The following is an 11,746-nucleotide window of genomic DNA, read 5'->3' on the forward strand; positions in this document are numbered from 1 at the left end:
CCCCCTCGGTCAGCCGTGATTGCTTCCGGCCGCGAGCTTGATGGCGGTCTTGATGCGGTTATAGGTCCCGCACCGGCAGATGTTTGTCATCTCGGCCGCGATTTCGTCATCGGTCGGGTTGGGGTTGGACTGGAGGAGAGCCGCGGCGGCCATGATCTGGCCCGTCTGGCAATAGCCGCATTGCGGGACGTCGATTTCGAGCCAGGCCTTTTGCACGGGATGCGATGCATCGGGCGACAATCCCTCGATGGTCACGATCTTCTGCTCGGGCGTGAAGGACGAGACGGGCAAGCTGCAGGAGCGCGTGGCGGCTCCATCGACGATGACGGTGCAGGCTCCACATTGAGCGATACCGCATCCGTACTTGGTGCCGGTCAGTCCGAGTTGCTCACGGATCACCCACAGGAGAGGCGTATCCGGTTCCGCATCGACTTCGCGAACGACTCCATTCACCGTCAGACTGACCATCCGTTTCCTCCAAGTTTTATTGTATCGGCAACGCTTCGGGCGCCGCACTTGAGTATGAATCCTAGACTTGCTTGACCTCCAGTCAACCATTCGTGATTTCGCAATTGAGTGGCAGGTCGCGTGTGAAGCCGGGATGACCGGTTCCTGAATCCGGTCTCGGTCCTTCTGCCGAGGGGCTTCGTGGCCTGGAACACCACCAGCCGGACGAAGCCACAAAGCGCAGAGCTCGCCCGGAATATGAACCCAACACGATGCCCTTCGTTCTTAGCTGGGAGGCTCTAGCGTCGTTATCTCCCGGGACGAAGCAATCATGGTGAAATACTGGATCGTGGCCGCAGGCACGCTCGCAGCAATCCTGACAGGCTGCCAGGAGCCGGCGCCGCCCGCCCCCGACATTCGACCGGTCCGGACCGTCACCGTCCAGCACAGTGCCGGAGGCGAGCCTGTCTCGCTCACGGGCCAGATCCGGGCGCAGGACGAGGTCAGCCTCGCCTTTCGCCTTGACGGGCGCCTGATCGAGCGGCGCGTCAATGTCGGCGACACCATCAAGCCGGGACAGGTCGTCGGACGCCTCGACCCCCAAATTCAGCAGAACTCTCTCCATCAGGCGCAGGCGGGCCTGTCGGCCGCTCAGGGCCAGCTCACCCAGGCGCGCAACACCTTCGACCGGCAGCAGGAGCTTCTCAACAAGGGCTTCACCACCCGTGCCCAATTCGATCAGGCCCAGCAGGCCCTCCAATCCGCCCAGGCCCAGGTCGATTCCTCCCAGGCGCAGCTTCGCAATGCTCAGGAACAACTGAGCTATACGGAACTCCAGGCCGACGCCGCCGGGACGGTCACGGCGACCGGGGCCGAACCCGGCGAGGTGGTCCGCGCCGGGCAGATGATCGCCCAGGTCGCGCGCCAGGGCGGACGCGACGCCGTCTTCGACGTGCCGGCGCAGCTCATTCGGACGGCACCCCGCGACCCCGTGGTGGAAATCGCCCTCACGGACGAGCCGAATGTGAAGGCGACGGGCCGCGTCCGCGAGGTTTCCCCTCAGGCGGATCCCGCGACCCGCACATTCCAGGTCAAGGTCGGCCTGACCGATCCACCGCCCGCCATGCGGCTCGGGGCGACCGTCGTCGGGCGCATTCGGCTCACGGCGCCTCCCGGGGTGGAGATTCCCGCGAGCGCTCTCACGGAGGCGAACAAACGCCCGGCCGTATGGGTGGTCGACCCGCAGAACCAGACGGTATCCTTGCGCAACGTGGACATCCTGCGGCAAGACCCGGCCAGCATCGTCGTCTCGCAGGGGCTGGAGACCGGCGAGATCGTCGTGACGGCCGGCGTGCAGGTACTCCGCCCAGGCCAGAAGGTCCGCCTGCTCGGGAGCGCCTCGTGAAGGGCTTCAATCTCTCCGAATGGGCGATCCGGCATCGCTCTCTGGTGGCCTATTTCATGCTCGTACTCGTGATTGCCGGCATCGGGTCGTATTTCCGGCTCGGACGCAGCGAGGACCCTGCTTTCACGATCAAGACCATGGTCGTGCAGGCGCTGTGGCCCGGCGCAACGATCGACGACACGCTCCTGCAGGTCACGGAACGTCTCGAGCGCAAGCTCCAGGAAACTCCGAACCTCGATTACCTGCGCAGCTATACGACGGCGGGCCAGACGACGATCTTCGTCAACCTGAAGGGCGCCACGCCGGCCGCTCAGGTGCCCGACATCTGGTACCAGGTGCGCAAGAAGATCGGCGATATCCGCAACACGCTGCCGCAAGGCATCGTCGGCCCGGGGTTCAACGACGAGTTCGGCGACACCTACGGCATCGTCTACGGCTTCACGGCGGACGGTTTCACGCACCGCGAGCTGAGGGACTACGTCGAGGATGTCCGATCCCGACTGCTTCAGGTTCCCGATGTCTCGAAGATCGACGTGATCGGCGCCCAGGACGAACGGATCTATGTCGAGTTCTCGACCGCGCAGCTCGCGGGCCTCGGGATCAACCGGTCCGCGCTCATCACCGCCCTCCAGGCTCAGAACGCCGTGGCGCCGGCGGGCGTGGTGCAGACCGGCGACGAAAAGATCCTCCTGCGGATCTCGGGGGCCTTCCGGTCCGAGCAGGACATTCTGGCCGTCAACTTCGCCGCCAATGGACGTCTCATTCGTCTCGGTGACATCGCGCGCGTGACCCGCGGTCCCGCGGATCCGCCGCAGCCGATCTTCCGGGTGAACGGGCAGGACGCCATCGGGCTCGCCATTGCCATGCGGGAGGGCGGCGACATCCTGGCTCTCGGGCGCAATGTCGGGCAGGCCATGGCCGAGATCACCGCGGACCTGCCGATCGGGATAGAGCCGAAACTCGTGGCCGAGCAGCCGGTGACGGTCGAGAACGCGGTCGACGAATTCATGGAGGCCCTGTGGGAGGCCATCGCCATCGTCCTGGCCGTCAGCTTCATCAGCCTCGGCCTGCGCGCGGGCGCCGTTGTGGCGCTTTCGATCCCGCTGGTTCTCGCCATCGTGTTCGTGGCGATGGAGTTCCTCGGGATCGACCTCCAGCGCGTGTCGCTGGGCGCTCTGATCATCGCTCTCGGCCTCCTGGTCGACGACGCCATGATCACGGTCGAGACCATGATCACGCGGCTGGAGCACGGCGACGACAAGGAGCATGCCGCCACCTTCGCCTATACGTCGACCGCCTTCCCGATGCTCACGGGCACTCTCGTGACGGTCGCCGGATTCGTGCCTATCGGCTTCGCCCGAAGCGCCGCCGGCGAGTACACCTTCTCGATCTTCGCCGTTGTGGCCATCGCCCTGATCGTGTCCTGGATCGTGGCCGTCCTGTTCGCGCCTCTGCTCGGCGTCTGGATTCTCAAGAAGCCCAAGACGATCCATTCCGGCGAGCCCGGCCCGATCATGCGGGCGTTTCGCCGCCTTCTCATCCTCGCGATGCGGGCGCGCTGGGTCACGATCCTTGCCACTCTCGCGCTGTTCGCGGCGGCACTGTACGGCACGCGCTTCGTCCCGCAGCAGTTCTTCCCGTCCTCCGACCGGCCGGAGTTGCTCGCCGACCTGAAGCTCCCCCAGAACGCCTCGATCTATGCCACCCAGTCCGTCTCCGCACGGCTGGACGAAGTGCTGAGGGGCGACGAGGACGTGGAGCGCTGGAGCACCTATGTCGGCCGGGGCGCGGTCCGGTTCTACCTGCCGCTCAACGTGCAGCTCCCGAACGATTTCTTCGCCCAGGCAGTGATCGTCACCAAGGGCCTGGAGCAGCGGGAGCGTCTGAAGGCCAGGCTCGAAAAGCTGATCGAGAACGAGTTTCCCGGCGTCGTCGGGCGTGTCTATCCATTGGAGCTCGGCCCGCCGGTCGGGTGGCCGATCCAGTATCGCATCAGCGGACCGGATGTGGATCAGGTCCGCGATATCGCCTTCAGGCTCGCGCAGGTCATGGCGACGGACAATCGCGTCCAGAAGATCAACTACGACTGGATCGAGCCGGCGCGTACGGTCCAGATCCGCGTCGATCAGGATCAGGCCCGCCTCCTGGGCTTGAGCTCGCAGGATCTCGCTCAAGCTCTCAACACGGTCGTGTCCGGCGCCACGGTGACGCAGATGCGCGACGGGATCTATCTCGTCGACGTGGTGATCCGCGCTTCCGCCGAGCAGCGCGCATCGCTCGCGACGATCCGGACCCTGCAGGTCCCGCTGCCGAACGGCCGGACCGTTCCCTTGAGCCAGATCGCTTCCATCGCGTACGGTCAGGAATATCCGCTGGTCTGGCGCCGCGACCGGAAACCGACGTTGACGGTGCAGGCCGACGTCGCGCCAGGCACTCTGCCCGCCACGGTCGTCCGGGCGCTGTCACCGAAGATCGACGAGCTGAATGCAGGCCTGCCGGCCGGCTACCGGGTCGCGGTCGGCGGGACGGAGGAGGAAAGCGGCAAGTCGCAGGCCTCCGTGATCGCCGTCGTTCCGGTGATGCTGTTCCTGATGCTGACGATCCTGATGATCCAGCTCCAGAGCTTCCACCGCCTGTTCCTGGTGCTCAGCGTCGCCCCCTTGGGCCTCATCGGCGTCGTCGCGGCTCTCCTCGTCTCGGGAAAACCGCTCGGCTTCGTGGCGATCCTCGGCGTTTTGGCCTTGACCGGAATGATCGCCCGCAACTCGGTGATCCTGATCGATCAGGTGGAGACCGAGAAGTCCAAGGGACGCGATCCCTGGAATGCCGTGGTCGAGGCGACGGCGCACCGTTTCAGGCCGATCCTGCTCACGGCCGCCGCCGCGATCCTCGGGATGGTCCCGATTGCGCCGACGATCTTCTGGGGGCCGATGGCCTATGCCATCATGGGCGGACTTGCTGTCGCGACTCTCTTGACCCTGGTGTTTCTGCCTGCGCTCTACGTCGCCTGGTTTCGGATCAGGAGGCCGACTGAAGACGAGCAGATGCCACAGGCATAGCCCTCTCAATCCCTTTGGAGCATCGAGCCTGCGTTCGATGGCGCGTTCGACGTTTGGACGGGGACATCGGCGGAACGGCACGCCCCGATCACTATGAAACCGGACGGAGCAGCGCCTCGCGTATGATCCTCCAGCTGTCCTCGTCAGGAGCGCAGATCATGCCACCCTCGCGAAGGATCGGCCGATAGGACGAACCGTCGAAGCGGGCGGAATAGCCGCCCGCCTCCCGATGGAGCAGCCAGCCTGCCGCATGGTCCCAAGGCATCAGCTTCGCGTAGACAAGGAAGTGGCAATGGCCGGACGCCGCCATTCGGTACTCGTGGGCCGCGCAGCGGTAACATGCAGCGGAACCGAAGCCCGTCAGGTTTGTCGCCACGGTGGACCGCAAGGGTTCGGACATATGGTGCCAGGATGCGCAGCCCGACATGTCGCGGACGGAAGCCGAAGGCGCGACCCGGAGATCGACACGGCCGCCGGCGGAGCGCTCGATCCAGGCCCCCTCCCCGCGAACGGCCATCGCCGTGTCGTTTCCGACAGGATCGTGAATCCAGCCGGCCACGACCTCGCCCCGGATGACGGCCGCCACCATCACCCCGAATAACGGAAGACCCGAGGCGAAATTCTTGGTCCCGTCCACGGGGTCTATCAGGAATGCAAGATCTGCATCCGCCACTCTATCGAGCAGGGACGGATCACGTTCGGTCGCCTCCTCGCCGATCAGGACAGCATGCGGGAAGATCTCTCCCAGCCCCTTGGCGATCACCCGCTCGGCGGCCTCATCGGCATCCGTCACGAGATCGGTGGCCGAAGACTTCTGGCGAACCTCATGGGCCGACAAGTTTCGGAAGCGAGGCATGATCTCGGCTCTCGCGGCCTCCCGAAGAATCCGATCGACAGCTTCGGCGTGACGGGAAGAGAACAGCATAGGGAAACGCTTTCGAAGAATAGAAGGAGTGCAAGCTCCCGCCGCGAGGAATTCGGCCGGTCCATGCAGCCGGTCGGGATCACTCACCCAGGCGAGATCACCCCATCCCGACCAGTCGGCTGAGAGGGGTTTTCAACCCCGATGTGCAGCCAAGCACGAGGTTGCCCTCGCGCAGTCCCGACTGGGCGAGAAAGTCGTTGACCCAGCCTCCCGCCTCCTCGATCAGCAGCAATCCGGCAAGGGCATCCCATGAGTTCATGTGCAGCTCGCAATAGCCGTCGATCCGGCCTGCCGCCACATAGGCGAGGGCCAGGGCACCCGACCCTCCGCGGCGCACGCCCGCTCCGTCCTCCAGGATCCGGCCGACGAGATCGACATAGTGGCTGAGCGGAAGCCGGTTCGACCAGCCCGCCTCGATGGTGGCGGATTGCATGTCGCTCAGCCCACTGACCCGGATCGGCTCGCCGTTCAGGGTCGCGCCCTTGCCGCGCTCCGCCGCGTACAATTCATCGTGCATCGGGTCGTAGATGATCCCGATCTGCGTCCGGCCGTCGCGCACATAGGCGATGGAGATGCAGAATTGCGAGATCCCGCGCACGAAATTCGCGGTGCCGTCGATCGGATCGACCACCCATACGTTGTTGTCGAACGATCCCCCGCCCTCTTCACCGAAGAAAGAATCCTCCGGAAAGCTCTCCAGCAACCGGCCGCGCACCAGTCTCTCGACTTCGGCGTCGACGGCCGAGAGGTAATCCTGGTGGCCCTTGAGGTTGATGCCGGTTGCGCCGGGCCGCCCGTCGAACCGGCGGCGCGCCAAGGCACCGGCCTCCCTGGCGATCGCGCTCGCGACCGACAATCTCAGATCGTGATTCTCCGCTGGAGCCACGGAGGCGGGCTTCGTAAGTCCCGCAAGGCTGGTGACTGGCATGGGAATGTCCTGTTTACTGACTGGAAGAAACGGATTGCGCCACCGGATGCTTCTCGCGCTCTATCCGTTGGATCCACGCGGCGGCGTGTCGCGCCGCTTCGATCAGCATCGGCTTCGGCGTCTCCATCCATTCATCCGGATGGAGTTCGCGCGTGAGGCGCAGATGGGCGATGGCCGCCTCGAGGGTCGGGAAGCGATCAGGCAATTGGACATGGATATACAGGGCAGCCAGGATGACCGATCGGCTGCGCCCGCCACGGCAATGCAGCAGGATGTTGCCCTGACGCCGATGCGGATAGGTGTAACGATCCGGGAGCTTCTGGTGCAGAGCCCCGTCGAGCAGATAATAGCCTGCCAGCAACATCATGTCCGGATTGCCGGCATCGTCGATGAGACCGAGCTTGTAGTTGCGGACGGGCCCGTGGGGCGACGCGATGTCGGAGGCCCCGACGCCGGCCGTATAATCGATGTCGAGATTGACGGCGCAGTTCACCACGATGGCGATGTCATGGCTCTCGAGCATGGCCTTGTCCGATGCCGCATTGGCATCTCCGACGAAGAGCTTCACGCCAAAGGGCGGAAGATCATCGACGATCAGGCTCATGGGAGGGCGTGGAAAGTTGAACTGTGTCGCCATCGATCTGTGGGTCCTGCATTCATGGTTGTGCTGTTGCGGCACACTCGCCGAGTGGCCGCCAGATTCTCTTGCTGGGTTCCTGCGGGCGCGCTTCAGGCCGCGTGGGAGGCTCCGAGACCAGGTTGCGCCAACGGAATCCGCTTTCCGTTGGCCCTGTCGAAGAAGGTCAGCTGGTTGGCGGGGAACTCGATCCAGATGTTCCTCTTCGACAGAGAGGTTTCGAAGCGCGGGATGAGCGCGGTGACGGGATGCCCTTTCACCGACAGCGAGATGATCGTCTGCGATCCGGTGGGCTGAACGATGTCGACTTCCGCCGGAAGACTCGAGGAACTCTGCCGTTCGACGATGGAGATGTTCTCGGGGCGGATTGCGAAGGTCACCGGTCCGTCCACAGCCTGCAGGCCGGCAGGGGCAGGAATGTCCATGTCGTCGAAGCGAAGAACCCGCTCGCCTCCCACCGTGCTCAGGATCCCGTCAAGAAGGTTGATCCTGGGGTCGCCGATGAACTCCGCCACGAACAGATTGGCGGGATTGTGATAGATCTCGTAAGGTGAGCCCTGCTGCTGAATGGCGCCGTCCTTCATGACCACGATGACGTCCGACATGGTCAGAGCCTCGACCTGATCGTGCGTGACGTAGACGGTGGTGGCCTGCAATTCGCGGTGCAGGCGCTTCAGCTCCGTGCGCATCTCCGTTCGAAGTTTCGCGTCCAGGTTGGACAGCGGCTCGTCCATCAGCAGGATCGAGTTGCGCGCCGCGATCAGACGGGCCACCGCCACCCGCTGCTGCTGACCTCCCGAAAGTTCGGACGGATAGCGGCCCGCAAGTCCAGCCAGCTGGACCTTCGCGAGCGCCTCGGCAAGGCGCTCATGGATCACATGCGAGGGCTGCTTCGCCTCGGACAGCGCCAGGGTGATGTTTCGGTCGACCTTCATGTTGGGCCACAGGGCGTAGCTCTGGAAAATGAATCCGAGGCCCCGCCGCTCGGGCGGGACGAAGATTCCGGTCCCGCTCGAATAGACCGTCTTGCCGCCGAGCACGACCTCGCCCGTCGTCGCCTGCTCGAGGCCGGCAATGACCCGCAGGGTCGTGGTCTTGCCGCAGCCCGAGGGCCCGAGCAGGGTCACGAAGCTGCCCTTTGGAATGTCGAGGTCGAGGCTCGGAAGGGCCACATGGCTTCCGTACGACTTCGTGATGTTTCTGAGGGTGATTTCAGACATGGGCACTCTCTCGTGCGGAAGCCATTCAGGGTCGGGTCAGCGGCTCGTCTCGGCCAGCCAGAAGTCGCTGATCTTCGCGATATTGTCCTTCACGAATTCAGGCGATGCGGTGAGTTTATTCGCCTTGGGCCACATCTCGCTGTAGGGCGGAGGCGGAACGTCGGTACGCGGCGAGAAGGTGCCGATCTGGTAGAAGGCGGCCATCCCCTGCAGGAGTTCCAGAGACTTCCCGGACCGGAAGGGCGCCTTCAGCTCCGAATTGCCGTTCAGCTCCTTGCTGCCCATCAGGAACGACACGAAGAGCTTCGCGGCATTCGGATGCGGCGCCTGACCGGCAACCGCCACATAGGTCGGATAGGAGAAGAGAGCCGCAGGCTGCAGGTCGTAGGGAATCGCGTTCGCGTAGTTGTCGCTCTGGTTCTTGGTCAGGTAGTGGATGACCGAAAACGCCATTGGGGGCTTGGCCTGGCCGCGAAGACCCACTGCGGTCGCGATCTTCGAGCTGTTGTCGGAGATGACGATGTCGTTGCCGATCAACCGGTGCAGGAACTCGTAGCCCGCATTCTCGACTCCCGGCGAGAGCTCGAGCTTCTTGCCGTAATGCTGTTCGTAGGCTTTCTGCATCTCGTCGGAATGTTCGACGATGGCCGCCAGCATCATCAGGGTCGTGAGCGAGCCGGCCGGCGACTTCATGGAGAAGCGGCCCTTCCATTGCGGCTCGGTGAGTTCCCAGATCGTCTTGATCGGCGGTTGCGGGTGGGCCTCCGAGTTGTACAAGACGCCATAGGCTTCGATCACATGCGTCAGGAGCGGCTCGCGGTGCTCGGCGGGAATCTTGTCCGTCAGATAGGCCGGAACGTAGTTGACGATCCGATGATTGGGGAGAAGATCGAATACCATCTGCTCGGTGCCGCCCGAATAGATCACGTCGGCCGCGTAGACGCCGGCCTGGTGTTCGCGCACGACCTTCTCGATGGTCTTCTCCGAGCCGAGATCATAGGCCTTGACCTTGATCTCCGGGTAGAACTTCGCGAAATCCTCAGCCACCTTCAGCATCGTGCCGGTGGAGGAATAGACGACGACCTCGCCCTCCTTCTTCGCGTTGGCGACCACCTCGTCCCAGTTCTCGTTCTTCTGGTAGGGGCCGAGCTGGCTTTTCTGAAGCCAGGCATCCCACTTGGGATCGGCCTGCTGCGCCAAGGCCGGCCCCGCCAGGGCGAGGGTCACGGCTCCGGCCGCGAGCCATCCTTTGGCGCCGCGGAAAGTCGATGTCATCATGGGCTTCCTCCTTTGTTTCTCTTTATAGTGACCTGGACGGAGCGGTCAGGCCGCCCCGATCCGGGCCTTCGTCGACAAGGCACGAACGACCAGGTTGACCGCGATCACGATGGCGACGAGCAGCACTGTCGCGACACCGACGAGCTGCGGCATGTCCTGGTTCTGATAGTTGTAGATGACGCCGGCGAGCACGTTGGTCGAAGGCGTGACGAGCAGGATGATGAGCGACAGCTCCCGCATGATGCTGATGAAGCTGAGGAGCATGCCCGAGAGAAGCCCGCCGGCAGCAATCGGCACGATGATCCGCATCATGCGGCGGAACCAGCCGATGCCCTGGACGCGAGCCGCCTCTTCCAACGACTTGTCGATCTGCAGGAGCGCCGCAATGCCGGTGCGCGACGTGAAGGGCAAGGTCTTGACCGAGCAGATCAGGACGAGCAACGCGAAGGTGCCGTAGAGCGCCGGGATCGGCCCGAACGGGCGGGCGAACATGCCGATATAGATCGCCCCGAAGGCCAGGGCCGGGAAAATATACGGCAGGAAAGCCACCATCTCCAGGGCCCGCGAGGTGAGCGAGCCGCGGGTCCTGACCACGACATAGCCGATGAGGAAACCGAAGACTCCGGTCGTCATGGCCGTGAGGAACGCCAGCTTGAGGCTGTTCCAGGTGGCGTCGATGATGTTGCCGTTATCGACGAGCGCCGCCTGCAACTGGTCGACGCCTTCGCCGCCGCCGCCGATCCAGTAGTGCAGTGTCAGATTGCTGAGGCTGTAATTGCCCGCCGTCTTGATCAGCGATTGCAGGACCAGCAGCACGAGCGGGAAGGCGACGGCCGCCGTCATGAGCAGCATCACGAGGATGAAGAGCGGCCAGCGCCAGCCTCCGAGATCGATCTCCTTGCTGCGAAATCCCTTGCCGGAGAGGGTCACGAAGCTCTTGCGGACACCGATGAGGCGTTGATTGATGACGATGAACAGGCAGGCGAGGACCACGAGCACCAGAGCGAGCAGGAAGCCATCGCCCGCATTGCGCGTGCCCATGGCGGCATAGATCTGGGTCGGCAGCACGAAATAGCGCACTGGCATGCCGAGCACGGCGGGCGTCCCGAACGATCCCACCACGCGAATGAAGGTCATTACGACGGCAGACCCGATGGCAGGCAGCAGAAGCGGCGCTGTGATCCACAGGAACTGCTTGATGCGCGAGAGGCCCGCCATCGCGCCCGCCTCCTCGAGCTGACTGTCGACGCTCGTGATCGAGCTCGACACCGAGAGATAGGTGTAGACGTAGTAGTGAAGGGACAGGCAGATGATGATCGGCAAGGGCCCGTAGGCGATCCAGTCCGGCGGCTGCACGCCGAAAAAATACGCGAAAGCGCCCGCTGCCCCGCCGATGCGGTCGTTCTTGAAGAACGTGATCCAGGCCAGCGCCATCACCCAGGACGGCAGCATGTAGGGGATCATCACCAGCGTATGCAGGAAGTTGCGGAAAGGGATGTTCGTGCGCACGATCAGCCATGCAAGACCGGCGCCAAGGACGAGGCAGATGATGGTGGCGGCAAAAGCCGTCACGAGCGAGTTGAGGAAGGGCTTGTAGAACAGCGCCCAGGAAAGGCGGCCGGCAAAGACGCGCTCATAGTGGAAGAGCGTGAGGTCGCCCGGCTGAGCGTTGGGCAAATAGGCGCGATCGTAAGGCTGGACGGTCAGGGTTTCCCGGATCAGCTCGAACAGCGGCACGAGGACCAACGCGCCCAGCAGGACGGCCAGAGCGATCCCGAGAATACGCTCGGGCCGTGTCAGGGTGTGCCAGAGACGGCCCAGGACGGCTCTTCCGGACAATCTGGTGG

The 11,746-nt window shown here is 64.0% G+C and carries 9 protein-coding genes; 2 read left to right on the plus strand and 7 right to left on the minus strand.

What is annotated here, in order from left to right; genetic code table 11:
• Window positions 1–9: 9 nt before the first annotated feature.
• A complete protein-coding gene (locus tag AB8841_RS05130) occupies window positions 10–468 on the minus strand; it encodes a (2Fe-2S)-binding protein (protein WP_370434758.1) in 459 nt (152 codons plus the stop codon).
• A 310-nt stretch (window positions 469–778) separates the two neighbouring features.
• On the opposite strand from AB8841_RS05130, the gene AB8841_RS05135 reads away from it, so the two are divergent.
• A complete protein-coding gene (locus AB8841_RS05135; protein ID WP_370434759.1) occupies window positions 779–1,852 on the plus strand; it encodes an efflux RND transporter periplasmic adaptor subunit in 1,074 nt (357 codons plus the stop codon).
• Entirely contained in the window at window positions 1,849–4,911 is a 3,063-nt protein-coding gene (locus tag AB8841_RS05140) for an efflux RND transporter permease subunit (RefSeq protein ID WP_370434760.1), read from the plus strand. Before AB8841_RS05135 ends, AB8841_RS05140 begins: the two co-directional genes overlap by 4 nt.
• 91 nt (window positions 4,912–5,002) lie before the next feature.
• Here AB8841_RS05140 and AB8841_RS05145 read toward each other — a convergent pair whose 3' ends face one another.
• The 6 genes from AB8841_RS05145 to AB8841_RS05170 form a co-directional block, all read right to left on the minus strand.
• Window positions 5,003–5,836 carry an inositol monophosphatase family protein gene (locus AB8841_RS05145; protein ID WP_370434761.1) on the minus strand — a complete coding sequence of 278 codons (834 nt, stop codon included), beginning with the start codon at window positions 5,834–5,836 and terminating at the stop codon, window positions 5,003–5,005.
• Window positions 5,837–5,933: 97 nt separating this feature from the next.
• A complete protein-coding gene (locus tag AB8841_RS05150) occupies window positions 5,934–6,764 on the minus strand; it encodes an inositol monophosphatase (protein ID WP_370434762.1) in 831 nt (276 codons plus the stop codon).
• Between the two features lie 13 nt (window positions 6,765–6,777).
• Complete coding sequence (locus tag AB8841_RS05155; RefSeq protein ID WP_370434763.1) at window positions 6,778–7,401, minus strand: protein phosphatase; 624 nt, start codon at window positions 7,399–7,401, stop codon at window positions 6,778–6,780.
• Between the two features lie 92 nt (window positions 7,402–7,493).
• The gene (locus AB8841_RS05160) at window positions 7,494–8,621 is read right to left on the minus strand and encodes an ABC transporter ATP-binding protein (RefSeq protein ID WP_370434764.1); all 1,128 of its coding nucleotides are present in this window, start codon (window positions 8,619–8,621) and stop codon (window positions 7,494–7,496) included.
• Window positions 8,622–8,657: 36 nt separating this feature from the next.
• Window positions 8,658–9,899 carry an ABC transporter substrate-binding protein gene (locus tag AB8841_RS05165; RefSeq protein ID WP_370434765.1) on the minus strand — a complete coding sequence of 414 codons (1,242 nt, stop codon included), beginning with the start codon at window positions 9,897–9,899 and terminating at the stop codon, window positions 8,658–8,660.
• A gap of 45 nt (window positions 9,900–9,944) precedes the next feature.
• Complete coding sequence (locus tag AB8841_RS05170; protein ID WP_370434766.1) at window positions 9,945–11,738, minus strand: ABC transporter permease; 1,794 nt, start codon at window positions 11,736–11,738, stop codon at window positions 9,945–9,947.
• Between the last annotated feature and the right edge of the window lie 8 nt (window positions 11,739–11,746).

This window comes from Microvirga sp. TS319 (genome assembly GCF_041276405.1).
Classification (GTDB): domain Bacteria; phylum Pseudomonadota; class Alphaproteobacteria; order Rhizobiales; family Beijerinckiaceae; genus Microvirga.

What these genes read in the sequence shown, in the direction of transcription:
- AB8841_RS05165 (WP_370434765.1), bottom strand. Translation starts at nt 9,899, where the DNA reads ATGATGACATCGACTTTCCGCGGCGCCAAAGGATGGCTCGCGGCCGGA.
- AB8841_RS05130 (WP_370434758.1), bottom strand. Translation starts at nt 468, where the DNA reads ATGGTCAGTCTGACGGTGAATGGAGTCGTTCGCGAAGTCGATGCGGAA.
- AB8841_RS05150 (WP_370434762.1), bottom strand. Translation starts at nt 6,764, where the DNA reads ATGCCAGTCACCAGCCTTGCGGGACTTACGAAGCCCGCCTCCGTGGCT.
- AB8841_RS05160 (WP_370434764.1), bottom strand. Translation starts at nt 8,621, where the DNA reads ATGTCTGAAATCACCCTCAGAAACATCACGAAGTCGTACGGAAGCCAT.
- AB8841_RS05135 (WP_370434759.1), top strand. Translation starts at nt 779, where the DNA reads ATGGTGAAATACTGGATCGTGGCCGCAGGCACGCTCGCAGCAATCCTG.
- AB8841_RS05145 (WP_370434761.1), bottom strand. Translation starts at nt 5,836, where the DNA reads ATGCTGTTCTCTTCCCGTCACGCCGAAGCTGTCGATCGGATTCTTCGG.
- AB8841_RS05155 (WP_370434763.1), bottom strand. Translation starts at nt 7,401, where the DNA reads ATGGCGACACAGTTCAACTTTCCACGCCCTCCCATGAGCCTGATCGTC.